Genomic DNA, 24,625 nt, shown 5'->3' with positions numbered 1-24,625 from the left:
AAAAGAAGTTCAAACTAATAAAGGAGAGGTGTTATATGTTAGTTAATTTAAAAAATACAAACGACATAGCAACAAACACGCTGATTATCGGTTTGCCTGAACATTTAAATCAGCTAGGGGAAATCATTGTTAATGGTGAGAATATTAATGATCAATTAAAATTATTAAAGCAAAATCAAATAGTTCATACTAATATTGGTACAGTTTCTAGCACGATGTTCACAATACGTGATGAATATATAAAACTAATTACTGTTGGCATAGGTAATGTTAAAACCTTGACTTATAACGACTATTTGAAAATATTTGGTAATCTATTTCAATATTTAAAAGAAAACCGTATTACACAAGGCGCTTTTAAATTAGAAACATTTGAAACACAAGCTTTATCTAGCAATGCAGTTGCAGAGATATTAGGACAACAAGGCGACCGTGCGATTTATCAATTTGATAATTATAAAACAGATAAACCTACGCCTTATGAACTAACATTAGATATACATACAGACGATGATGACATACTGAAATCTATTGAAGCGGGTCAAATCATTGGTAGTTCAATAAACTTAGCACGTGACTATAGTAATATACCACCAAACATTTTAACTCCTGAGTATTATGCAAACACTATCTACGATCATTTTAAAGAGACAGAAGTAGATGTTGATATTAAAGATCATGAGACATTACAAAATGAGGGCTTTGGCTTAATTCATGCAGTTGGTAAAGGTTCTAAACATGGACCGAGAGTCATTACATTAACATATAATGGTGGGAAAACAGATGAAGCACCTATTGCATTAGTAGGTAAAGGTATTACTTATGATTCAGGTGGTTATTCTATAAAAGGAAAAGTAGGCATGCAAACGATGAAATTCGATATGTGTGGCTCTGCTAATGTCGTAGGAATCATAGAAGTTGCTCGCAAACTTAAATTGAAAATAAATATTGTCGCTGTTATTGCTGCAGCAGAAAATATGATAAATGAAGCTGCAATGAAACCGGATGATGTATATACCGCTTTAAGCGGTGAATCAGTTGAAGTGTTGAATACAGATGCAGAAGGACGCTTGGTATTAGGTGATGCAGTATTCTATGCGAATCAATTCCAGCCACAAGTAATTTTAGATTTTGCAACATTAACAGGTGCAGCCATTGTAGCTTTAGGAGATGATAAGGCTGCCGTGTTTAACCATAATGCTACCAATCATTTACAAACAATACTTAATTATGCCCAGACTAATGATGAATTTGTATTTGAATTACCTATGACAACGACTGAACGTAATCTAATCAAAAATAGTGATGTTGCAGACTTAGTTAATCATACAAATGGCCAAGGCAAAGCTTTATTTGCAGCAACATTTATCAATCATTTTGCAGGAGATACACCTCATATGCATTTTGACATAGCTGGCCCTGCAACTATCAATAAAAATACGTACAAAGGTCCAAAAGGGCCGACGGGCTACTTAATTCCTACCATAGTTGAATGGTTACGCAATTTAAAATAATTATGAAAGTTTAGAAAGCGGTTAACATAACATATCCCTTTTAATTGGTCGTTTTGTTAATACTATAATATAACTAATACTTTAAAAATTAATAGCAATACAGTTATTTTTGAGTGGAAGTATGTAATTGATTTTATAATATTGATTTCATACTTCCGCTTTTTAAGTTTTTTAATCAATAAAAGAGATAAAATAGTAATGCTATTAATCGTGCGTTAGTAGGCTTTTTGAGATACAAAAGTAAACATCATACTATTAACTATTAAATGAAGCATATGAAATCTATGAATAAATTATTTGTTGTGTTTGACAAGTGATCATGTTATTGATAATATAGTTTTCATGATGCTTTAGTTCGATAACGTGGTAAAGGAGTTGTGCTTTGTGATAAATGCTGTAGTAATAGCAGTGGTACTGATGATTATTTTATGTTTATGTAGATTAAATGTAGTAATCAGTTTGTTTATCAGTGCCTTAGTAGGTGGATTAATTGCAGGTATGAGTGTTTCAGATATCGTGTCTGTTTTTGGTAAGAATATTGTAGATGGTGCAGAAGTAGCACTAAGTTATGCATTGCTTGGTGGCTTTGCAGCGCTAATTTCTTATAGTGGAATTACCGATTATTTAGTGAATAAAATTATAAATGGTATCCATGCTGAAAATAGCAAGATGTCACGTATTAAAGTGAAAGTGATCATCATATTAGCTTTATTAGTGATGAGCATTATGAGTCAGAACTTAATACCCGTCCATATTGCGTTTATTCCTATTGTAATACCACCGTTAATCAGTTTGTTTAATGAACTGAATATAGATAGAAGACAAATAGCAATTATTATAGGATTTGGTTTATGTTGGCCATATGTCTTATTACCTTTTGGTTTTGGTCAAATATTCCACCAAATTATTCAGAATGGTTTTACCAAAGCAAATCACCCAATTGAAATGAACATGATTTGGAAAGCGATGATTATTCCATCTTTAGGTTATATTTTTGGATTGGTTGCAGGTATCTTTTATTATAGAAAGCCTAGAAAATACATTCAACATGAAGAGATTAAAGATAATAGCCAAATAGAAATTAAACCCTACGTACTTGTAGTTACTGTTATTTCAATTATAGCAACATTTTTAGTGCAATTATTAACAGACTCTATGATCTTTGGTGCGTTAGCAGGTGTGCTTGTATTCTTTGTTTCAAGAGCATATAAATGGACAGAATTAGACAAGCAATTTGTTGATGGTATAAAAATTATGTCATTTATCGGAGTAGTGATATTGTCTGCTAATGGTTTTGCAGGGGTGATGAATGAAACCGGAGACATTAGCAAGCTTGTTGAGAATTTAAGTGGTGTTGTTGGTGATAACAAGTTATTAAGTATTATAGTGATGTATATAATTGGTTTAGTAGTTACCTTAGGCATTGGTTCGTCATTTGCCACTATTCCAATCATTGCTACATTATTTGTACCTTTAGGAGAATCGTTAGGATTAAGCACAATGGCACTAATTGCCTTAATAGGTACAGCGAGTGCATTAGGGGATTCAGGTTCGCCAGCAAGTGATTCTACGCTTGGTCCTACTGCAGGTTTGGATGTTGATGGACAACATGATCACATTAGAGATACTTGTATACCTAACTTTCTATTCTACAATATTCCATTAATTATTTTTGGAACAATTGCTGCTATGGTACTATAAAAGGTATATAAAGAAAATGAGGTGACACAATGGCTAATATGTTAGATGCGTTAGATATTAAAGTTGTGAAACAAGAACGTGGTTTAATGGTAATGTCTATGCCTGTGACAGACAATGTAAAACAGCCTTTTGGCTATCTGCATGGAGGTGCGAGTCTTGCGCTTGGTGAAACAGCATGTTCGATGGGAGCTGCTTATTTAATTGATACTGAGCAATATGTACCACTTGGTTTAGAAATGAATGGTAATCATATCGGTTCAACTACTGAAGGGACTATATTTGCAACTGCTACGATTATTCATGAAGGAAAAACCACACAGGTATGGTCTATCGATATTAAAGATGATAAAGATAGATTAATTTGTGTAATGCGAGGGACTATTGCTATAAAACCATTAAAACGTTAATTAATAACAATAAAGAGCTTGGGGCATACATCCCAAACAAAAAACACTCAGATGATTTGATTTAATTCAATTCATCTGAGTGCTTTTTTAATTCAATACTTCGTATTGTTGGCTCGCTTTCTTAGGGGGCAACTTTGGCCTGTAGTTTTCAGCTTGCCCAGTTCCTTCAAGCGTCTCGCCAAAATATGTTCATATGGTTTGTTTGGTATTTAAGGGTTCACGATGATAATAATGCTGCTGTGATTCATTGGACTGTTTGTGTTCGAAAGCTTCACCGATTCTTAATGAGGCTTCACGTCCTCCCATAATATTGCGCGCAAATGGGCCAAGTTCTAAATCAGCCAATCCGCCGCTTACATAAAGGTTAGGGAGCCATTCTAAATTTGGTGTAATTGAAGGTAGCCCACAGCTACATACAGGAGCTTGATATGCTGTTATTAATTGCTGGATTAAAGGTTGTTGCATAATCGTTTCTTTAAAGCCTGTAGCTAATAATATATGGTCGTACTGTATACAATAAGTGTCAGTACAAATATGGTGATTCACTATATCTGTTATTTCGTTGATATGTATTTTAAGACGACCGTCTTTAATATACTTTTTAAGTCTTAATTCTAGTTCTTTAGGCATAGAACCTTTATGTCTCTCGTTTTTAATAGTGTTTAAACGATCAATAGAGGATTGCATAGCACTAAATTTTTTCATGTTTTTAGGTCCTAGCCATCCAGGGTCTGCATCAAAGTCATGAACATCTATGGCTTTATTCATCCATAAATGAATCTGATTATTACTGTTTTCCTTTAATAGCCTTAACGTGAGATGCGCTGCAGAAATACCGCTACCAATGATATGCGATGTACCTGCATAATTATTTTGTTCATTTTCAAAAATGTGAGAAATGTCAGGTTGATTTTGAAATAGTTTAGGAACAAATATTTCATGATTACAACCAAATGCAACTACTACATGGTCTGAACTGATCCAGCTTTGATTGTTCAATTGCAAGTGCCATTGTTGTTTATTCATCTTAATATCACTGACATATCCTTGAACATGACATGAATTTAAATGATATGAGTGAATTAAATCATGTGTATGTTCCATAAACATATTTCGGTTAGGACGTTTGTATTGTCCATAGGCAGCATTTGTATAATGCATTTTTTTAGCATATTGATTTAGATGAAAAGGGTTAGGGTGTACGTGGTGTACACATGGTGAACGTAAATAAGGCATGTCGATACGTTGGGAAAAATGATCGAATTGAGCACATAAATTAGGGTTTGGGTCAATAATTGATAATTGTGATGCCTTTAAACCTAAAGATCTTAATTTAATAGCGATAGTTACTGCATGTAATCCGCCACCAATAATAGTCCATGTTGTCATAAAAACACTCCTGTTTATTTAAATCGTAATTATTACGATTTAATATATCATGTAATACCCTTCATAACAACTCATTTTGTAAATAAATTATGAACGTATTGATTGTATAAAATGTTTGAAAAACAAAAAAGTGGGAGAGACACATGTCTCTCCCACAAATATTTTATAGTCAGTACTAGGATAAGGAGAAATGTATTTAACCAAATCCTAGTAAACTGTTTTTATAATTTTGTATCTTTTAAATCTTCTTTAATTTCATCATGCTTCGTTCTCTTTGAAGCAGGTGTTTGTAAATTATAAGCTGATTTGATAATTAAATGACTTGCTAATGGTCCAGTGATTAAAATAAACAAAATACCCACAAGTAATTGCATATTCACATAACCTTCTCGACCAATAAAATATAAGAATACGCCACTAATTAACAGCATTGAACCTAGTGTTGCAGCTTTACCGGCTGCGTGAGCTCTGGCGTATACATCGTCTAAACGTAATAGACCAATAGCAGCTAGGGCACTGATAAGTGAGCCTAAAATGACTAAGATAAGTGCAATACTAATGACGATCGTCGTTATCATTTTCAATCACCTTACCTTTATCCATATATTTTGCAAATACTGCTGTACCAAGAAAGGCTAATATACCTATCAATAAAATGGCAACAATCATATATTTTGTACCTAAGAAAATACTAAATAGTGCAACAATAGCCATGAGTTGAATACCCATTGCATCAAGTGCGACGACCCTGTCAGCGAGAGAAGGGCCGATAATTACACGAACAAGCATGCCTAGCATTGATAAAGCTACAATAACCAGTGCAATGATTAAAATAATATTATAGTTCATTAATTTTCGCCTACCTCTCTGACCACTTTTTCAAGGGATGATTTGATACTCTCTATTTCTTCTTCTTTTGTAGTGAAATCGATACTGTGTATATATATATTGGTACGATCATCACTAATGCCTAACACAATTGTGCCTGGTGTTAATGTGATTAAATTAGATAATAATGCAATTTGCCAGTCGTTTTTCAAGTCTGTATGGTACGTAAAGAAGGCTGGTTCATTATCGATCTTTGGTTTAATTACAATTCGTATAACATCTATGTTTGCTTTTACTAGTTCAATTAAAAACACTAAGAATAGTTTCACAATTTTATAGACAGTAATGATATAGAATCTACCTGGTAATACGCCGCGCATTAAGTAAACTAATAAAAGTGCAAATAAGTAACCTAAAATAAAGTTATTAAATGTATAACTGCCTGTGACGAATAACCAAAATACAGAAAGCATCAAATTTACTAATATTTGAACTGCCATATTATTTACCTCCCAATACTGCGTCTCTATAGATACTAGGATTGTAGAATGTCTCAGCAGCATCTTTAATAATTGGTTGCAACCAATCTGCAGAAAGTCCGAAAACAACTGTGATAATGACTGAAATGATTGCTATTGTAAGTATTCCTTTATACTGCAATTTAGGGTTTACTTGATAACCTTCAGATTTTCCGAAAAAGCCTAATAAGAAAATACGAATAACAGAATAAAGCACTACTAAACTTGAAAGTAAAATAACAATACCGCTTAAGTAAAATCCTTTTTCAAATGTAGCTTGTACGATATAAAATTTACCATAAAAGCCACTTAGTGGCGGTATGCCTGCTAAGCTTAGTGCAGCGATAAAGAATGTCCATCCTAAAACTGGATAATCTTTAATCAGACCGCCATATTTACGTAAATCATGTGTTTTCGTAATTTTATACATAACTCCTATTAGGAAAAATAGTGCTGCTTTTACTAACATATCGTGTAGTGTATAGTAAATCGCACCCATCATACCTGCTTGATTCATCATAGCAATACCAACTAGGATAACGCCTACAGCAATTACGATGTTATAAAGTATGATTTTTTTAGTATCAAAATAGCTGACAGCACCAACACACCCGAAAACAATAGTGAGTAATGCTAGAAATAATATTGTATAAAACGAGAAGTTCGATGAATCATTAAAGAATAAACTAGCTGTTCTCGCAATGGCATATACGCCTACTTTTGTTAATAAAGCACCAAAGAATGCAATAATTGCAATTGGTGGGGCATAGTATGCGCCTGGTAACCAAATATACATTGGAAATGCACCAGCTTTAGTTGCAAAAACAAAGATAAACATGATAAATACGATTGTTATTATACCGCTATCTTCAGCAGGTAGTTGGCTTATCTTTTCACTAATATCAGCTAAATTCAAAGTACCGACTACAGAGTAGAGCATGGCTACAGCTATAACGAAGAAAGCTGATGAAGTTACATTGACAAGCACATATTTAATAGTTTCACTTAATTGTATTTTTGTTCCGCCTATAACTAACAAGATATATGAGGCTAAAAGGAATACTTCAAAGAATACAAATAAGTTGAATATATCTCCAGTAATAAATGATCCAATTATACCTGTAACCATAAACATCACTGCGAAATAATAATAGTACGTTTCGCGCTCTATACCTACAGATTGATAAGAATAAAGGATGATTAACATCGTGATAATCAAACTGGTGATGACAAGTAAGGCACTAAAGATATCAAGAACAAAGACAATACTATATGGCGCTTCCCATGAACCTAATTCTAATGTGATAGGGCCATCTTTAAGCACATTCTGGAAATTAATAATTGCAAAAATTAATGTAATTGCTGTACCTGATAAGGCAACGTAGCGCTTTATCCTAGGGCGCTTACCAATGAATATGAGTGCGATAATAGTAATCATTGGTATGACGAGTAATGAAATAATGAGATTACTCTCTATCATTGTCTAGCACTCCTTTCATACTTTCTACGTTGTCTGTACCTAATTCTTTATAACTTCTAAAAGCTAACACTAAGAAAAATGCTGTTACAGAAAACGAAATTACTATAGCTGTAAGTATTAATGCCTGTGGAATCGGATCTACATAAGAAGTGATTCCTTTTTCATAAATAGGCACTTCACCTTTTTTAAGGCCGCCCATAGTAATTAAAAATAAATTGGCTGTGTGCGTTTGTAAAGTAGTCCCAATAATGATGCGTATCAAACTTTTAGAAAGAATGAGATAGACGCTCATTGCAGTGAGAATACCACAAACAAAAATCATAACTATTTCCATTACTCATTCTCTCCAATCGCTAATATGATAGTCATTATTGTACCTACAACAGCGCATAATACGCCTAAATCAAAAAATGTAGCAGTATGCATTTCCATTGGTTTTAAAATTACTAGTGGGATTTCAAATGGTGTATGCGTGAAAAAGTTTTTATGATAAAACCAACTTGCCATTGGCGTGGCTAGACAAAAGAAAAAGCCAATACCGATTAATTTTTTAAAGTCCCAAGGAAAAATTTTACGCATCGTTTTTATATCAAAAGCTACTGTAATAATCACGAGTGCACTAGAAAGTAATAAACCTCCTACGAAACCACCACCCGGTGTATAATGTCCGGCTAAAAATAAATATAAGCCAAACATCACGATGAGAAAGAAGATAACAACTGCTGAATATTGAAAGATTAAATTATTTTTCTGTCTGTTCAACGTTTTTACCTCCTTCATCATTTTTATTATTATTTGTACGTAATTTAATCATTGTATACACACCTAAACCAGCAATACCAAGTACTGCAGATTCAAATAAAGTATCGGTACCACGGAAGTCAACAAGGATAACGTTAACCATGTTGGTACCATGGGCTAAGTCATAAACATTTGATTTGTAAAATTCAGCGATAGAGCCAAAATGTCTATTACCATAAGCAATTAAACCAAGTACCGTTACAACGATACCCGCGCAGACTGCAATAACAATATTTACTAATTTAAAAGAACGTGTTTCTTTATGTCTATTTAAATTAGGTAAGTGATAGAAACATAATAAGAACAGTGCAGTTGAGATAGATTCAACTACAAATTGTGTAAGAGCTAAATCTGGTGCGCCAAAGAAAATAAAGAATATGGCAACAGAATAACCTACAGCACTAGCCATGATAATGCTAAATAATCTAGATTTAGCAAATATAATCATAGAAGCAGCGGTAATAATTAATACTACAATGATTAATTCAAACGGACGTACTGCACTGACATCTTTAAAGTCAATATTAAATGGTGTAACTAAAAGTGTTACGAATGTAATTACTATTAATGAAGCAAAGATAATAATTAAATTATTACGAGTAAATCCAGTGACATAAGAGTCGGTAAATTTACCTGAATAATCAGGTGTAACTTCGCCAAATTTATCATACCAATAATTTAATGTGAGCTTGGTAGGTTGTAAATGCAATAAACGAATCCAATAACCAAAAGTTAATATGAGTAGAATACCTACAACGTAAATAACAATGGTTGAGAAGAATGCTGGGGTAAAGCCATGAAACATATGAAATTCTGCAGGTTTGCCTGTTGTTTGGCTAATTGCATTTACTGCAGGATCAATGATTGTACCAGTTAATATTGATGGGAAGAAACCAAACACAATAACTAATACTGCTAAAATAGCAGGTGAAATTAGCATGAGTATAGATACTTCATGAGCTTTTTTAGGTAATTCATCAGCTTTATGACTACCTAAAAAGATTTGACCAATAAATCTGACAGAATAAACAAATGTAAAAATACTGCCAATAATTGCGATAATAGGAATTAATATTCCAAGCGTATTTAAGCTAAATATATTAGCATTTGTAATTTCAATCATGCTTTCTAAAAATGATTCTTTAGATAAAAAACCATTAAATGGCGGTATACCAGCCATACTTAATGAAGTGATGATTGTAATCGTAAATGAAATCGGCATGATAGTTAATAGTCCACCTAATTTATTTACATCACGTGTGCCTGTTGAGTGATCGATGGCACCAGTTACCATAAATAACGCGCCTTTAAAAGTGGCGTGGTTAATTAAATGGAAAACAGCAGCAGTAAATGCAGCAACGTAAAGTTGACTTTCAGAGCCTTCAAAATGATAGCTAACTGCTCCGATACCTAACATAGACATGATCATACCTAATTGTGACACTGTAGAAAATGCTAAAATACCTTTTAAATCTTGCTGTTTTGTAGCATTAAAAGATGCCCATAATAATGTAATTAGACCAATCAAAGTTACTGACCAAATCCAACCTTGTGAAACAGCGAAAATTGGTGTCACTCGCGCAACTAAATAAAGGCCAGCTTTAACCATTGTTGCTGAGTGTAGGTAAGCACTTACCGGTGTTGGTGCTTCCATGGCATCTGGTAACCATATGTAAAATGGAAATTGTGCCGATTTAGTAATAGCCCCAATTAAAACTAAAATCATTGAAAGAATAAAAAATGGGCTAGTTTGAATTTCAGAAACATTGTGAATTAATTCTTGAATACTTGTTGTCCCACCGGCGATTGAAAGTAAAATAATACCACCTAAAAGTGACAATCCTCCGAATACCGTAACGAGCATGGATTTTTGAGCACCATATATAGATGCTTGCTTATCACGCCAAAATGAGATGAGTAGGAAACTAGAAAATGAAGTTAATTCCCAAAATAAATATAAAATAATTAAATTATCTGATAATACAACACCTAACATAGCACCCATAAAGAGCAATAGATAACAATAAAAATTCCCCAGTTGCTCTTGTCGACTTAAATAACTAATAGAATAAAGTACAATTAAACTACCTATGCCAGTTATTAACAAACTGAATAATAAGCCTAAACCGTCAACGTATAAATTAAAATTCATACCGAAGTGCGGCATCCAATTGGCTTTTTGCATTATGTTATTTCCTGACATGGTTGTCGAAATATATGATAGGAAATATATAAATAAGACGACGGGGATAGGTAACACAAACCATCCTAAATGTATGCGTTTATAAAAACGATATACAATTGGAATAATGAGTGCGAATATTAACGGTAAAAGCACCGATATATGTAACAAACTCATTATTTTATCCTCCTTTAAAAATGTATTATAAAACCATTATACATGAAGTAGACTATTCTGAAAAACGTCAGGAAGCCTTGAAACACTTGTGTTAGATGTTTTATTAAATAAGAAGAAACACGGTATTTTTATTCAAAATTTTGTTTATATTGAATGGAATAATCATGCTTTAGACGCTGTAAATTGTCGAGTGACATAGTTGCGTGCAATGTATTTTGAGTTTTTAATTGCGCTTCTAATTTAGATATAGCTTGTTGTAATGATTCTGTGTAAGGCATAGTTTCTACATTGAACGCTCTAAGATGTGATTTTGTCGTATAGCGCTTTTCATAATGACTAAGTGCTTTACGTTCATGGAAAAACACATTTTCAGTTTCTGTAGGATTGTGTAAATCTCCTTGTTTAGGGTGATTAATTACTTGTTCAACTTGAACGAGAACGCTATTTTCATTTGCTTCCTTAATTGTTACGCCATAACTGCCAGTTTTATGTGAAAAACGGTATAACATAATTCAATACATCCCTTCTTTTGTGTTAGAATACATATATCATCTTAACATGAAATGGAGAATAAAAATGACGAACTATCCTCAATTAAACACAGAAATAAATGACAATGAAATTAAAATGGTAATGCATACAAATAAGGGAGATATGACCTTTAAATTATTACCTGATGTTGCACCTAAAACAGTAGAAAACTTTGTTACACATGCTAAAAATGGTTATTATAATGGCGTTACTTTCCACCGTGTAATCAACGACTTTATGGTACAAGGTGGAGATCCAACTGCTACAGGCATGGGTGGCGAAAGTATTTACGGTGGACCTTTTGAAGATGAGTTTTCAAGAGAAGCGTTTAATATCTACGGTGCACTTTCAATGGCAAATGCAGGGCCAAATACAAATGGTTCTCAATTCTTCATTGTTCAAATGAATGAAGTGCCAGAATCAATGCTGAGCCAATTAGCAGACGGAGGTTGGCCAGAGCCGATTGTACAAGCTTACAGTGAAACTGGTGGCACACCTTGGTTAGATCAAAAACATACTGTATTTGGTCAATTAATTGAAGGTAAAACTACATTAGAAGACATTGCTAATACAAAAGTAGGCCCACAAGACAAACCATTATATGATATTACAATTGATTCAATCGATATTGTTGAATAATTAACGGAATATATGAAGTTGTAGCTAACTATCTTTTTCAGTATGTATAAAGCTGATGATTATTTAGTCTAAACTTTAGGAGAAGAGCTTAGACATCAATGTGATGTTGATTTTTACTCTTCTCTTTTTTTATGCGTATTTAAAAATCATATGGTATAGAATTGCTAACTATGAATTGGGATATTTCAACAGCACACTATTTTTGAATAGGAAGTAATAGGATTTTTCTCAGATCTAAATATTAAGCTTACAACTTGAATTAAGGTACATATAGTCAGTTTTAGCTAAAAAAGGAGTAATCATTTATTCGAAATTACTATGAAAAATGGTTATCAAAGACAATTTCTCAGTGTTTAAACATTGTATTTAGTAATAGTTTTATCAATATAAAATTGTAAAATGTGAAATTTTTCTATGTTTATGTTAGTGCCTTCCTATAATGTATGCTATTATAATAGTGTTAAGTAAAACGAATTAAGGGGTTATCACGTTGAATAATCACTATAAAGTAGGTCAACATATTAAAGTTCGTGTGACTGGTATTCAACCGTATGGCGCTTTTGTAGAAACCCCTGACAATGCTGAAGGATTAATCCATATTTCTGAGATTATGGATGATTACGTCCATAATTTGAAAAAGTTTTTATCAGAAGGACAAATTGTAAGAGCGAAAGTAATTTCAATTGATGATGAAGGGAAATTAAACCTTTCATTAAAAGATAATGACTATTTTAAAAATTATGAGCGTAAGAAAGAAAAGCAATCAGTATTAGATGAAATTAAAGAAACCGAAAGATATGGGTTTCAAACAATTGAAGAACGCTTACCGGTTTGGATTAAACAGTCCAAAAATGCGATCAAAGATGAATGAAATCATCTTTTCTTAAGGCTGAGACATAAATTTATGTCTCAGCTTTAAGTGATTTATAGGGTGATTTTTAATGGTTATGTTTAAAACATTTGTCGAAAAATATTGAAGTAATGATAAGACATATTTTATTCGTAGATATAAAGAAGGTGAGAGAATGAATGATTTAAAAGAAGCAATGAATGGTTTAGGTTGGTTAGATTTGGTTTTCCTAATCCCTCTTTTTTTCCTAGACATATATTTACCCACTTATAATTTTATAAGTATTTTGCTAAATGTATTAATTATTATTTTAGTATCTATAGGGTTGTCTTCTTTATCTTTTTCAATAAAAAACCTTATAAAAATAATAAGCCACAGAAATAATCCTTTTATATATGACTAAAAATAATGAGGAGCGTTTCAAAGAATAAACAAACCTTAGTTAGTTCACATAAGGTTTGTTTATTTATATTTGTATGGTTGTTTTTCAAAATAACTGTGTTATTTCAGAGCGAAGTTGTCATTATTATCAATTGATTTGGGACGACTCCTGTAGGAATAGCATTAGTCGAAGATTATAGGCTGAGGCAGTGTCTGTGGATAGCGTACACAAAAATTGTCAACAAAATTGGAGGTTGTGTCGACAGTTTGAAGCGTGCTTCATAATTTGTGAGGAGCACTTTTTAGAGGGGACCTTTATTTATAGTGTTCATATAATAAAGGATTTAAAAACAACAATTTAGAAGCTAACTTTGGAAAATTGCAGAAATATATGCGTGAGCATATTTATTTATATATCAGATTATTATAGTTAGAATTATAAAAGCACTACGAACTTTAAGTGTTTTAAAGATTTTCGAATGTTTTAACGCATAGGAGGAAAAGTAAAATGAATAAAAAGTTTCAACCACTTTTTGAAAAATTAACATTACCTAATAAAGTAGTTTTAGATAATAGATTTGTTTTAGCACCACTTACGCACGTTTCATCAAATGATGACGGATCTATTTCAAATGAGGAAGTTGTTTATATGGAACAACGTTCAAAAGATGTTGGCTTAGCTATTTCAGCTGCTAGTAATGTTACAGATTTAGGGAAAGCATTTCCTGGACAACCATCTGTAGCACATGATTCAAATATTGATGGATTAAAACGTCTAGCTCAAGCTATGAAGAAAAACGGCGCAAAAGCTGTCGTCCAAATTCATCATGGTGGCGCACAATCATTACCGAATTTAACGCCAAATGGAGATGTAGCTGCACCAACGCCAATTTCACTAAAAAGTTTTGGTGAGCAAGAAGAACATCATGCACGTGAAATTACAGAAGATGAAATTAAGCAAACTATTAAAGCATTCGGCGAAGCGACTCGTAGAGTTATAGAAGCTGGATTCGATGGTGTTGAAATCCATGGTGCCAATCATTACTTAATTCATCAATTTGTATCACCTTATTATAACCGCCGTGAAGATGAGTGGGGCAAAGACCGTTTGAAATTTGCATTAAACGTTGTTGATGAAGTAACGGAAACAGTTCAACAATATGGTAATGAAGACTTTATTGTAGGTTATAGATTTTCACCTGAAGAAGCAGAATCACCTGGCATAAGTATGGAAATTACCGAATCTTTAGTAAAACACTTAATTGATAAGCCTTTAGATTATTTACATGTTTCACTAATGGATATACATTCAGAAACACGTGAAGGTAAATATGCAGGCCAAGAACGAATTAAATTATTATTAGAGTGGATAGATGGTCGCATGCCTTTAGTAGGTATCGGTTCTATTTTTACTGCGGAACAAGCGCTTGAAGCGATTGAATCTACTAACGTTGAACTTGTTGCATTAGGCAGAGAAATATTGTTAGACCATAACTTTATAAGTAAAATTAAAGATGGTAAAGAAGATGAAATTATTTCACACTTTGATCCAAATAGAAAAGACAGACATCATTTACCACCTAAACTTTGGGAACAATTCAATAAAGGGTTTTATCCATTACCAAGAACAGATAATAAATAATAACATTTATAACACTATTCGAGGCCGAAACATCAACGATATGTTTCGGCCTCGAATACTATATAACTTTATGAAATAATCGTAAATTCACGCTTGTATTTATAAAAGCAAAATTTATAAGGAAAACGATAGAAAATATAATTAAATATGCAATTTCGTGCAATAATAATAAAAAATAATTAAATACTAAAATTAACAAAATAGTCTTGTATTAGCATGAGTAAATGTGTCATTATGTATGTAAGGGCTTACAATGGTATTTTAGTGTTTTATAATTTTATTATTTACGCTAATTTAACTGATATAAAAGTGTTTGTTACATAAAGTCCAAGCATTTTTAGAAAATAGTTTCAGTTAATCGATAAATACGTTATGCTATGAATGAGTATTACTTAAGAGTCATTTTACTCTTAAATTTTTACAAAGGGGAGATATCATGTCAAGATCAGAAGAAATCATTGAAGTAACAAATCATTATGGAGCACAAAACTATGTACCGCTTCCAATCGTTATATCGGAAGCTGAAGGTGTTTGGGTTAAAGACCCAGAAGGTAACAAATATATGGATATGTTGTCAGCATATTCAGCTGTAAACCAAGGTCATAGACATCCAAAGATTATTCAATCATTGAAAGATCAAGCAGATAAAGTTACTTTAGTTTCACGTGCATTTCATAGTGAAAATCTAGGTGAATGGTATGAAAAAATTTGTAAGCTTTCAGGAAAAGCTAAAGCTTTACCAATGAATACGGGTGCTGAAGCAGTTGAAACAGCTTTAAAAGCAGCTCGTCGTTGGGCTTACGATGTTAAAAAAATAGACCCAGATAAAGCAGAGATTATTGCTTTCAATGGTAACTTCCACGGTCGTACAATGGCACCTGTATCTTTATCATCAGAACCAGAATATCAACGTGGTTATGGTCCATTATTAGATGGATTCCGTAAGGTAGATTTTGGTGATATTGAAGCTGTTAAAAATGCTATTACAGAAAATACAGCAGCAATTTTAATTGAACCAATACAAGGTGAAGCAGGTATTAATGTTCCACCTGAGGGTTATTTAAAAGAAATAAGAGCTCTATGTGATGAACATAACGTATTGTTTATTGCTGATGAAATTCAAGCTGGCTTAGGACGTTCAGGTAAATTATTTGCTACGGACTGGGATGACGTTAAACCAGATGTATACATTTTAGGTAAAGCATTAGGTGGGGGCGTATTACCAATATCTGTAGTATTAGCTGACGAAGAAGTACTTGGTGTGTTCTCACCAGGGTCTCACGGTTCTACTTTTGGTGGTAATCCACTAGCTTGTGCGGTTTCAAACGCAGCATTAGATGTAATCATTGACGAAGATTTACCAGGGCGTTCATTAGAATTAGGTAACTATTTCAAAGAAGAATTAGAAAAAATAAATCATCCATCAATTAAAGAAGTACGAGGACGTGGTTTGTTTATTGGTGTTGAATTAAATGAGGAAGCGAGACCTTATTGTGAATCATTAAAAGAAAAAGGTTTATTATGTAAAGAAACGCATGATACGGTCATTAGATTTGCACCGCCACTCATTATTTCTAAAGAAGAATTAGACTTTGCATTAGATAAAATTAGAAGCGTTTTTGAGTAAATTCACAGTTCTGTAACATATGTTTTGAAAACCCTTTAAAAAGGAAAATCTTATGTTACAATTATCATGAAAGCGAAATCATTAGTAACGAAAAAGAGGCGAAATGAATCATGACTGAGAATAATAATTTAGTTACTTCGACGCAACAAATTATTAAAGAAGCATTGCACAAACTGGGATTTGATGATGGGATGTATGATTTAGTAAAGGAACCTTTAAGATTCCTTCAAGTTAGAATTCCTGTGCGCATGGACGATGGTACTGTTCAAACTTTTACTGGTTATCGTGCGCAGCACAATGATGCTGTTGGACCTACAAAAGGTGGCGTACGCTTCCATCCAGATGTGGACGAAGAAGAAGTTAAAGCATTATCAATGTGGATGACATTGAAATGTGGCATTGTTGATTTACCATATGGTGGTGGTAAAGGTGGTATTATTTGTGATCCACGTCAAATGAGTATTCACGAAGTCGAACGTTTATCTCGTGGATATGTGCGTTCAATTTCTCAATTCGTTGGACCAACGAAAGATATTCCAGCACCAGACGTATTTACAAACTCTCAAATTATGGCATGGATGATGGATGAATATAGTTCATTAGACAAATTCAATTCACCAGGATTTATCACTGGTAAACCAATCGTGTTAGGTGGTTCGCAAGGACGTGACCGTGCGACTGCGTTAGGTGTTGTTATTGCTATTGAACAAGCAGCACAAAGAAAAGGTTTAGAACTTAAAGGTTCTCGTATTGTTATACAAGGATTTGGAAACGCGGGCAGTTTCTTAGCGAAATTCTTGTATGATATGGGAGCAACAATTGTTGGTATCTCTGATGCTTACGGCGCTTTACATGATCCAGAAGGATTAGATATTGATTATCTTTTAGATAGAAGAGATAGCTTTGGAACTGTGACTAATCTATTTGATGAAACAATTTCTAATAAAGAATTATTTGAAATTGACTGTGACATTCTTGTGCCAGCAGCAATTGCAAATCAAATTACTGAAGAAAATGCACATGACATTAAAGCTGATATTGTGGTTGAAGCGGCAAATGGACCAACGACACCAGCAGGTACTCGTATCTTAACTGAACGTGGTAAGTTGCTAGTTCCAGATGTATTAGCTAGTGCTGGTGGTGTAACTGTTTCATATTTCGAATGGGTACAAAATAACCAAGGTTATTATTGGACTGAAGAAGAAGTAAACACGAAATTGCGTGAAAAACTTACAACAGCATTTGATACCATTTACGAATTAGCTCAAAACAGAAAGATTGATATGCGTTTAGCAGCTTATATTGTTGGTATCAAGCGTACTGCAGAAGCAGCACGTTACCGTGGATGGGCATAAATAAATATTTGAATAATAATAGTAAGTTTAAAGTCCGAGACATCATTAGATGCCTCGGACTTTTTGGATTATATAAATAAAATATTAAAGGTAAGTTATCAGTTATTGTTCATTGATGACTTGTTTATATAAATCGGGATAATTTGTAAATAATCCATCGATGCCATAGTCATTAAGTCTTTCCATGTCTGCTACTTCGTTTACAGTGAAAGGATGAACTAGAAATCCAGTATCTTTAAGATTAGCAACATTTTGCTTAGTTAAATCTGTATATTCAGGACCGATACCGATGGCATATTGTTTAATATAATTCAAATCTTGTTGTGACATATTTGGTAGTTCACCTTTGTCTAATAATCTTATAAGTGGCACATTTGAATTTAAATCTTTCATTTTAAGTAAGCTTTCTTGTGAAAATGATTGAACCATCACATGACCTTTTTTGAGAGATTGTTCATTTAATAATTGATGTTTATTAAGTGTATCTAATAATTTTTCTTCCATACCAGGGTATACATCAGGAGATTTTGTTTCTATATAATAATTGGCATCAGTGCCATAACGTTCTAATATTTCGTCTAATGTTGGTACTTTTGCACCTTTATAATTTGAATTAGCATATTGTGGATTTTGTTCATTAAACTTACTTCCAGCATCAAGTTGTTTTAATTCTTTAAGTGTATACTGATCAACTCGACCGGTTCCATTGGTAGTTCTATCAACTGTTTCATCATGCATGGCTACTAGGTGACCGTCTTTAGTCATTTGCAGATCAATTTCAATATATGATGCGCCTATAGCGTTATGACTTTTGTCGTATGAGTAAAATGTATGTTCTGGAGCATAGCCACTAGCACCTCTATGTGCAATTGTTGTGAATTTCTCGCCAGTTAGATTATGTATCCAATTTTGTTGATCTGATTTATTATTCTCATTAACTGTTTGAACTGAAGTATTTTCATTTTGGTTGTTGACACCAAGGTCGTTACTAGATGCTTCAGTAATTGTTGAGCTCCCTATACCAGATAAAGCCAATATTGCTATACTTGAAATCAAAAATTTATTCGAATGTTTCACAAGCTGTCACTCCTTAATATGAACTTTCTTTTTACATTACATAAAAAAACTTAAATTGAAAATAGTATTTACAATATTCTAATTTAAACTATAAAAAATTAATTTTAACATTACATACAATCAATGAATGCTATTACAATATTTTAACCATATAGAAATATTGCGCTTGGGTTATCATATAAAAAAAGCACAGACACACCTATTAAATAGGGTATCCGTGCAAAAATTTTAATTTAAGTTTTGTTTTATAATTTCTAATTGTTTTTTTACAGCTTCTTGTCCAGTAGAACCGTGACTTATTCTACGGCTGATACAATTTTCAGGTTTTAAATAATTGTATATATCCGATTCGATACTTTCGTGGGCGCTTTGATACTGTGCTAAAGGTACATCTAATAAGTATACGTTATGCTGAATTGCCCAAAGTACGATTTTACCAACAATTTCATGAGCGTTTCTAAAAGGGACCCCTTTGTTGACTAAGTAGTCAGCAAGTTCTGTTGCATTGGAAAAATCATTGTATACAGTTTCCTGTAAATGATTTACATTTACAGTCATCGTATCAATCATTCCTTCAAAGATACGTAAGGAACCTTTTAGTGTATGCACTGCATCAAATAGACCTTCTTTATCTTCTTGCATATCTTTATTATATGCTAAAGGTAACCCTTTAAGCGTCATTAACATACTCATTAAATTACCTGTTGTACGTCCAACTTTACCTCTGATTAATTCAGCCATATCAGGATTTTTTTTCTGTGGCATAATTGAAGAACCAGTTGAAAATGCATCTGATAATGTAATAAAGTTTGCTTCCGCAGATGACCAGAAAATAATTTCTTCTGCAAAACGTGACAGGTGAACCATTGTTAATGAAATATTATGCAGTGTTTCAACAATATAATCTCTATCACTAACGGCATCCATACTATTCTCATAAACAGCTGAAAAGTCTAATAATGACTGTGTTTCGTGACGATCTATTGGATAAGTAGTACCACTTAACGCAGCAGCACCTAGTGGAGAGATATCAATACGTTTCAAACTGTCTTGAAAACGTGATTTATCTCTTTCTAGCATCCAATAATACGTCAAGATGTGGTGGGCAAATGAAATAGGTTGAGCTCTTTGGAGATGAGTATAACCAGGCATGATTGTATCTACATGAGACTCGGCAATTTTTACAATTGTTTGTTGAAACGAAATAATTAAATCGATTAATTGAGATACTTCTGCTTTTGTATATAAGTGCATATCAGTTGCAACTTGGTCGTTTCTACTACGACCGGTATGCAATCTACCACCAGCATCACCAATACGTTTTATTAATTCATGTTCGATATTTAAATGGATGTCTTCCAATGAGACATCCAGTGCTAAGTTATCTTGTTCATAATCAGCTAAAATGGCATTTAAACCTTCAATAATCTGATCGCAGTCTGAATCAGAAATAATATCTTGTTTGGCCAACATAGTTGCATGAGCAATACTACCTTGAACATCATATTTGATTAATGTTTTATCAAAGTGTATAGAAGCATTGAATTCATCAACCCATGCTTCTGGTTGCTCACTAAATCTACCACCCCAAGCTTTACTGCTCATCTTTGTATCCACCATGTAACATAGAGTTTACTTTAGTTGGTAAGCCAAAGATATCAATAAAGCCAACTGCTGATTCTTGATTAAATGCATCTTCTTTTGTATAAGTAGCTAATTTTTCATTATAAAGTGTATGTGGTGACTTTCTTCCATTAACAATAGCGTTACCTTTATATAATTTAAGACGTACATCGCCAGTTACATAATCTTGCGTACTATCTACAAATACTTTGAGGCTATCTGTTAAAGGTGAGAACCATAAACCGTTATAAATTTGTTCTGAAAATTGTTTTTCAATCACTGGTTTAAAGTGTGCAACATCTTTAGTGAGCGTAATTGTTTCAAGTGCTTTATGAGCATTGACAATTACTTCTGCTGCTGGTGTTTCATAAACTTCTCTAGACTTAATACCAACAAGTCTGTTTTCAACATGGTCGATTCTGCCAATACCATGTTTACCAGCAAGTTTATTGAGCTCTAAAATAAGTTCGCTAAGTTTATAAGGTGTGCCATCTAAAGCTGTTGGTATACCTTTCTCAAAAGAAAGTACAATTTCATCAGCTACATCTGGTGCGTCTTCTAGTTCGTTTGTTAAGTCAAATGCATCCTTTGGAGGTGCAGCATAAGGGTCTTCAAGTATGCCACATTCATTACTTCTTCCCCATAAATTTTGGTCGATAGAATAAGGAGAATCATGTTGGATTGGAACTGGGATATTATGTTTGATTGCATAGTCAATCTCTTCTTCACGGCTCCATGCCCATTCTCTTACTGGTGCAAAAACTTTTAATTCAGGATCTAAAGCTTTAATTGCTACTTCAAAACGTACTTGGTCATTACCTTTACCAGTACAACCGTGTGCAATACCAACTGCGTTTGTTTTGCTAGCAATTTCAACTAATTTTTTTGAAATTAATGGTCTTGATAATGCAGAAACTAACGGATATGTACCTTCATACATTAAGTTACCTTTAATTGCATAGGATACGAAATCTTCACTAAATTCTTCTGTAGCATCAATGATATGACATTCGATTGCACCCATATCCAACGCTTTTTGATGCACTAAGTCTAAATCTTTACCTTCGCCGACATCTAAACAACAAGCTACGATGTCATAACCTTTATCTAATAACCATTTTACTGCCACACTTGTATCTAAACCACCTGAATATGCTAATACTATTTTCTCTTTCATAAGTTCCACCTCAATTGAATTTTTATAATTTATTAATAAGAATTTGATATTGATTAGTATAGCAGAAAGTAAATGAAAATAAAACCACTTTTATACATAAATATACAAAGATATATAGGGTTCATTATGTTTTTCGTTTCTTTTTACCTATTTTAAGGGTTTTTGTAGGTTTGTAGGATGTTTGTCTTTGTATAAAATAATGAATAATCAATTGAGGGTGTTGAGTGATTTAACGCTTTAATAAGTAAAATATCAATATAATATAGGCTAGTTGTTTGAATACTCAAAATAAACTTAGTAAAATAATGATGAAATTAAAAACACTGGAGGCAATTCAAAATGACTCATATTCAATTAGATTATGGTAAAACTTTAGAATTTTTCGGCGAACATGAATTACAGCAACAAAAAGATATAGTTAAGTCAATTCACAAAACAATTCATGAAGGAACTGGCGCTGGTAGTGACTTCCTTGGGTGGATTGATCTTCCTGTAGACTATGATAAAGAAGAATTCTCGCGTATTTTAGAAGCTTCAAAACGTGTCAAAAAACATTCAGAGGTGTTTGTAGTAATTGGTATCGGTGGTTCGTATTTAGGTGCACGCGCGGCTATCGAAATGTTAACATCATCATTTAGAAATAGTAATGAATACCCAGAAATCGTCTTTGTAGGTAATCATTTATCTTCTTCATATACACAAGAGTTAATCGACTATTTAGATGGTAAGGATTTCTCAGTGAATGTTATTTCTAAATCAGGTACTACGACTGAACCAGCAGTTTCATTTAGATTGTTTAAACAATTATTAGAAAATAAATATGGTAAAGAAGAAGCGAAAAATCGTATCTTTGCTACTACAGATGAAGAAAAAGGTGCATTAAAGCAACTTGCAACTAATGAAGGTTATGAAACATTTGTCGTGCCAGATGATATAGGTGGCCGTTATTCAGTATTAACTGCAGTTGGTTTATTGCCAATCGCTGTTGCGGGTATTGATATTAAAACAATGATGGAAGGTGCTGCAAAAGCACGTGAAGAATTGTCTTCAGAAGATTTAGAAGAAAATATTGCGTATCAATATGCAACAATTCGTAACGTTTTATATGCAAAAGGTTATGACACTGAAATGTTGATTAACTATGAGCCATCAATGCAATATTTTAATGAGTGGTGGAAACAATTATTTGGCGAATCTGAAGGAAAGGACTATAAAGGTATTTATCCTTCTAGCGCTAACTATACAACAGATTTACATTCACTTGGACAATATGTTCAAGAAGGTCGTCGTTTCTTATTCGAAACCGTTGTGAAAGTTAATAATCCTAAACATGATATTACCATCGAAGAAGATAGTGATAATTTAGATGGTTTAAATTATTTAGCTGGTAAATCTATAGACGAAGTAAATACGAAAGCATTTGAAGGTACATTATTAGCGCATACTGATGGTGGCGTACCTAATATTGTTGTCAATATTCCTCGTTTAGATGAAGAGACATTTGGCTATATCGTTTACTTCTTTGAATTAGCATGTGCTATGAGTGGTTATCAATTAGGTGTTAATCCATTTAACCAACCTGGAGTTGAAGCATACAAACAAAATATGTTTGCTTTATTAGGTAAACCAGGTTTTGAAGATAAAAAAGAAGAATTAGAAAACCGTTTATAATTTTTCAACATAATGTTATATAGTATATAACATTATGTTGATGTTAAATTTGTATTTTGAGGAGGCTGGGACAATTAATTGTCTCAGCCTTTATCATTATATTGAGATAGGGGCACTTATGTATGAGATACAACTCAGGTGAAGTTTTTATTTTTTCGGCTTTAGTCATCTTTGGCAAAGAGAGTGTGTGAAAGTTTTAATAATTTAAAAACTTTCACACACTCTCTTTTTCTAATATGTATACACAGGCGTATTTAACAAGCTGATTTGACTCAAAGTCAACATTACAGTGGTTATGATTTTGCTCACGCTCTTTAAAATTAGTGCTATATTGAAACCGTAGATAGTCATTCAATCTGGGTTTCGAAAGCAGGTCATTCTTAAGACTGATTTATATTATATAGAACGCTTTATAGTTTTAAAAAAGCAACTTTACACTTATAATTATAAAGAATAGTGATGACGAGGATGGGTTTGATGACAGAGGAACAAGTACAGTATTGGTTTGATATATTTGGGAGTTTAGGATACATCGCAGGATTTCTATTACCATTTATTGAGGCTTTTATTCCTATTTTACCAATCATTGTGTTTGTAATTGTAAACGTTAATGCATTTGGTTGGTTCGTTGGTACTTTATTAGCTTGGTTAGGCACTGTAGCTGGAAGTTATATTGTATTTTTATTTTTTAGAAGATTAACACATACAAAATATATGCAAAAAATTCAGCAACGGACATCAGTTCAACGTTTAATACATTTTATTGATAGAAAGGGTGTCATACCTATTTTTATCTTAATGTGCTTTCCATTTACACCAAGTGCTTTAGTTAATATTGTAGCAAGTTTATCCCATATTAAAGCGCATGCCTATCTAATTGTATTAATTGCATCTAAGTTTATAATGATTGGTCTTGTAGGTTGGTTAGGTAATGATATTACAACACTTTTTACTAATCCGATAAGGCTGATAACAATAGTGGTAGTAATTGCTGTGGTATGGCTCGTTGGTAGAAAACTAGAGAAACATTTTATGCATTCGTCAGAGGAGTGACA

At 32.9% G+C, this 24,625-nt stretch carries 23 protein-coding genes; 11 read left to right on the top strand and 12 right to left on the bottom strand.

The genetic code is table 11. The annotated features are described in order from the left end of the window. The first annotated feature begins 35 nt into the window (after positions 1-35). From LG295_RS10125 to LG295_RS10115, 3 genes are all read left to right on the top strand, one after another. Positions 36-1,514: a leucyl aminopeptidase family protein gene (locus LG295_RS10125; RefSeq protein ID WP_107530131.1), complete on the top strand. Its 1,479-nt coding sequence runs from the start codon at positions 36-38 to the stop codon at positions 1,512-1,514. 384 nt (positions 1,515-1,898) lie between these two features. Then, positions 1,899-3,215, top strand: a complete 1,317-nt coding sequence (locus tag LG295_RS10120) for a Na+/H+ antiporter family protein (RefSeq protein WP_107530130.1) — start codon at positions 1,899-1,901, stop codon at positions 3,213-3,215. Between the two features lie 29 nt (positions 3,216-3,244). Beyond that, positions 3,245-3,622, top strand: a complete 378-nt coding sequence (locus tag LG295_RS10115) for a hotdog fold thioesterase (RefSeq protein ID WP_029377557.1) — start codon at positions 3,245-3,247, stop codon at positions 3,620-3,622. A 189-nt stretch (positions 3,623-3,811) separates the two neighbouring features. On the opposite strand, the gene LG295_RS10110 is transcribed toward LG295_RS10115, so the two are convergent. The 9 genes from LG295_RS10110 to kapB form a co-directional block, all read right to left on the bottom strand. Continuing rightward, a complete protein-coding gene (locus LG295_RS10110) occupies positions 3,812-5,011 on the bottom strand; it encodes an FAD/NAD(P)-binding protein (protein ID WP_404475836.1) in 1,200 nt (399 codons plus the stop codon). A 221-nt stretch (positions 5,012-5,232) separates the two neighbouring features. Then, the gene (locus tag LG295_RS10105; protein WP_029379187.1) at positions 5,233-5,589 is read right to left on the bottom strand and encodes a Na+/H+ antiporter subunit G1; all 357 of its coding nucleotides are present in this window, start codon (positions 5,587-5,589) and stop codon (positions 5,233-5,235) included. Continuing rightward, positions 5,567-5,860, bottom strand: a complete 294-nt coding sequence (locus LG295_RS10100; protein ID WP_038678212.1) for a Na(+)/H(+) antiporter subunit F1 — start codon at positions 5,858-5,860, stop codon at positions 5,567-5,569. The genes LG295_RS10105 and LG295_RS10100 overlap by 23 nt, the downstream gene beginning before the upstream one ends. Next, positions 5,860-6,339: a Na+/H+ antiporter subunit E gene (locus tag LG295_RS10095; RefSeq protein ID WP_325999565.1), complete on the bottom strand. Its 480-nt coding sequence runs from the start codon at positions 6,337-6,339 to the stop codon at positions 5,860-5,862. Before LG295_RS10095 ends, LG295_RS10100 begins: the two co-directional genes overlap by 1 nt. A gap of 1 nt (position 6,340) precedes the next feature. Further along, positions 6,341-7,837, bottom strand: coding sequence for a Na+/H+ antiporter Mnh1 subunit D (gene mnhD1 / locus LG295_RS10090; protein WP_107530127.1), 1,497 nt, complete (start codon positions 7,835-7,837; stop codon positions 6,341-6,343). Then, a complete protein-coding gene (mnhC1, locus tag LG295_RS10085) occupies positions 7,824-8,171 on the bottom strand; it encodes a Na+/H+ antiporter Mnh1 subunit C (RefSeq protein WP_017722347.1) in 348 nt (115 codons plus the stop codon). Before mnhC1 ends, mnhD1 begins: the two co-directional genes overlap by 14 nt. Beyond that, on the bottom strand, positions 8,171-8,599 hold the full coding sequence (locus tag LG295_RS10080) for a Na(+)/H(+) antiporter subunit B (RefSeq protein WP_017722346.1): 429 nt from the start codon (positions 8,597-8,599) through the stop codon (positions 8,171-8,173). The genes mnhC1 and LG295_RS10080 overlap by 1 nt, the downstream gene beginning before the upstream one ends. Continuing rightward, positions 8,580-10,997, bottom strand: coding sequence for a Na+/H+ antiporter subunit A (locus tag LG295_RS10075; RefSeq protein WP_107530126.1), 2,418 nt, complete (start codon positions 10,995-10,997; stop codon positions 8,580-8,582). Before LG295_RS10075 ends, LG295_RS10080 begins: the two co-directional genes overlap by 20 nt. A gap of 128 nt (positions 10,998-11,125) precedes the next feature. Beyond that, entirely contained in the window at positions 11,126-11,506 is a 381-nt protein-coding gene (kapB, locus tag LG295_RS10070) for a sporulation phosphorelay system protein KapB (protein WP_107530125.1), read from the bottom strand. A gap of 67 nt (positions 11,507-11,573) precedes the next feature. Here kapB and LG295_RS10065 point away from each other — a divergent pair, with 67 nt between their 5' ends. The 6 genes from LG295_RS10065 (at position 11,574) to LG295_RS10040 (ending at position 18,022) form a co-directional block, all read left to right on the top strand. Then, positions 11,574-12,167, top strand: a complete 594-nt coding sequence (locus LG295_RS10065) for a peptidylprolyl isomerase (RefSeq protein ID WP_107558499.1) — start codon at positions 11,574-11,576, stop codon at positions 12,165-12,167. Between the two features lie 490 nt (positions 12,168-12,657). After that, positions 12,658-13,038 (top strand): S1 domain-containing post-transcriptional regulator Ygs, encoded by a 381-nt coding sequence (gene ygs, locus LG295_RS10060; protein ID WP_107530123.1) that lies wholly within the window; start codon positions 12,658-12,660, stop codon positions 13,036-13,038. A 154-nt stretch (positions 13,039-13,192) separates the two neighbouring features. Beyond that, positions 13,193-13,420: a DUF6007 family protein gene (locus tag LG295_RS10055; protein WP_107558498.1), complete on the top strand. Its 228-nt coding sequence runs from the start codon at positions 13,193-13,195 to the stop codon at positions 13,418-13,420. A gap of 486 nt (positions 13,421-13,906) precedes the next feature. Further along, positions 13,907-15,040, top strand: coding sequence for an NADH-dependent flavin oxidoreductase (locus tag LG295_RS10050; RefSeq protein WP_318833050.1), 1,134 nt, complete (start codon positions 13,907-13,909; stop codon positions 15,038-15,040). A gap of 436 nt (positions 15,041-15,476) precedes the next feature. Then, positions 15,477-16,667: an ornithine--oxo-acid transaminase gene (locus tag LG295_RS10045; RefSeq protein ID WP_017722340.1), complete on the top strand. Its 1,191-nt coding sequence runs from the start codon at positions 15,477-15,479 to the stop codon at positions 16,665-16,667. Between the two features lie 110 nt (positions 16,668-16,777). Beyond that, positions 16,778-18,022: a Glu/Leu/Phe/Val dehydrogenase gene (locus tag LG295_RS10040; RefSeq protein ID WP_107530119.1), complete on the top strand. Its 1,245-nt coding sequence runs from the start codon at positions 16,778-16,780 to the stop codon at positions 18,020-18,022. Positions 18,023-18,124: 102 nt separating this feature from the next. Here LG295_RS10040 and LG295_RS10035 read toward each other — a convergent pair whose 3' ends face one another. The 3 genes from LG295_RS10035 to LG295_RS10025 all read right to left on the bottom strand — a co-directional run bounded on the left by LG295_RS10035 (position 18,125) and on the right by LG295_RS10025 (position 21,899). Beyond that, positions 18,125-19,099 (bottom strand): glycerophosphodiester phosphodiesterase, encoded by a 975-nt coding sequence (locus LG295_RS10035; protein ID WP_107558158.1) that lies wholly within the window; start codon positions 19,097-19,099, stop codon positions 18,125-18,127. Positions 19,100-19,327: 228 nt separating this feature from the next. Next, the gene (argH, locus tag LG295_RS10030; protein ID WP_107558159.1) at positions 19,328-20,704 is read right to left on the bottom strand and encodes an argininosuccinate lyase; all 1,377 of its coding nucleotides are present in this window, start codon (positions 20,702-20,704) and stop codon (positions 19,328-19,330) included. Beyond that, positions 20,694-21,899 carry an argininosuccinate synthase gene (locus LG295_RS10025; RefSeq protein WP_107555666.1) on the bottom strand — a complete coding sequence of 402 codons (1,206 nt, stop codon included), beginning with the start codon at positions 21,897-21,899 and terminating at the stop codon, positions 20,694-20,696. The genes argH and LG295_RS10025 overlap by 11 nt, the downstream gene beginning before the upstream one ends. Before the next feature lie 339 nt (positions 21,900-22,238). Between LG295_RS10025 and LG295_RS10020 the strand changes: the two genes are divergently transcribed. Then, the gene (locus tag LG295_RS10020) at positions 22,239-23,570 is read left to right on the top strand and encodes a glucose-6-phosphate isomerase (RefSeq protein WP_107558160.1); all 1,332 of its coding nucleotides are present in this window, start codon (positions 22,239-22,241) and stop codon (positions 23,568-23,570) included. Between the two features lie 477 nt (positions 23,571-24,047). Beyond that, on the top strand, positions 24,048-24,623 hold the full coding sequence (locus tag LG295_RS10015; protein ID WP_107530114.1) for a TVP38/TMEM64 family protein: 576 nt from the start codon (positions 24,048-24,050) through the stop codon (positions 24,621-24,623). The last annotated feature ends 2 nt before the right edge of the window (positions 24,624-24,625 follow it).

The organism is Staphylococcus pseudoxylosus (assembly GCF_044794325.1).
In the GTDB taxonomy this organism is placed as follows: Bacteria; Bacillota; Bacilli; order Staphylococcales; family Staphylococcaceae; genus Staphylococcus; species Staphylococcus pseudoxylosus.
Note: the sequence above shows the minus strand (reverse complement) of the source record. Positions and strands in the feature narration are given on the sequence as shown.

Coding starts and splice junctions, on each gene's coding strand:
- LG295_RS10125 (WP_107530131.1), top strand. CDS start 36: ATGTTAGTTAATTTAAAAAATACAAACGACATAGCAACAAACACGCTG.
- LG295_RS10115 (WP_029377557.1), top strand. CDS start 3,245: ATGGCTAATATGTTAGATGCGTTAGATATTAAAGTTGTGAAACAAGAA.
- LG295_RS10110 (WP_404475836.1), bottom strand. CDS start 5,011: ATGACAACATGGACTATTATTGGTGGCGGATTACATGCAGTAACTATC.
- LG295_RS10105 (WP_029379187.1), bottom strand. CDS start 5,589: ATGATAACGACGATCGTCATTAGTATTGCACTTATCTTAGTCATTTTA.
- LG295_RS10100 (WP_038678212.1), bottom strand. CDS start 5,860: ATGAACTATAATATTATTTTAATCATTGCACTGGTTATTGTAGCTTTA.
- LG295_RS10095 (WP_325999565.1), bottom strand. CDS start 6,339: ATGGCAGTTCAAATATTAGTAAATTTGATGCTTTCTGTATTTTGGTTA.
- mnhD1 (WP_107530127.1), bottom strand. CDS start 7,837: ATGATAGAGAGTAATCTCATTATTTCATTACTCGTCATACCAATGATT.
- mnhC1 (WP_017722347.1), bottom strand. CDS start 8,171: ATGGAAATAGTTATGATTTTTGTTTGTGGTATTCTCACTGCAATGAGC.
- LG295_RS10075 (WP_107530126.1), bottom strand. CDS start 10,997: ATGAGTTTGTTACATATATCGGTGCTTTTACCGTTAATATTCGCACTC.
- kapB (WP_107530125.1), bottom strand. CDS start 11,506: ATGTTATACCGTTTTTCACATAAAACTGGCAGTTATGGCGTAACAATT.
- LG295_RS10065 (WP_107558499.1), top strand. CDS start 11,574: ATGACGAACTATCCTCAATTAAACACAGAAATAAATGACAATGAAATT.
- LG295_RS10055 (WP_107558498.1), top strand. CDS start 13,193: ATGAATGATTTAAAAGAAGCAATGAATGGTTTAGGTTGGTTAGATTTG.
- LG295_RS10050 (WP_318833050.1), top strand. CDS start 13,907: ATGAATAAAAAGTTTCAACCACTTTTTGAAAAATTAACATTACCTAAT.
- LG295_RS10045 (WP_017722340.1), top strand. CDS start 15,477: ATGTCAAGATCAGAAGAAATCATTGAAGTAACAAATCATTATGGAGCA.
- LG295_RS10040 (WP_107530119.1), top strand. CDS start 16,778: ATGACTGAGAATAATAATTTAGTTACTTCGACGCAACAAATTATTAAA.
- argH (WP_107558159.1), bottom strand. CDS start 20,704: ATGAGCAGTAAAGCTTGGGGTGGTAGATTTAGTGAGCAACCAGAAGCA.
- LG295_RS10025 (WP_107555666.1), bottom strand. CDS start 21,899: ATGAAAGAGAAAATAGTATTAGCATATTCAGGTGGTTTAGATACAAGT.
- LG295_RS10020 (WP_107558160.1), top strand. CDS start 22,239: ATGACTCATATTCAATTAGATTATGGTAAAACTTTAGAATTTTTCGGC.
- LG295_RS10015 (WP_107530114.1), top strand. CDS start 24,048: ATGACAGAGGAACAAGTACAGTATTGGTTTGATATATTTGGGAGTTTA.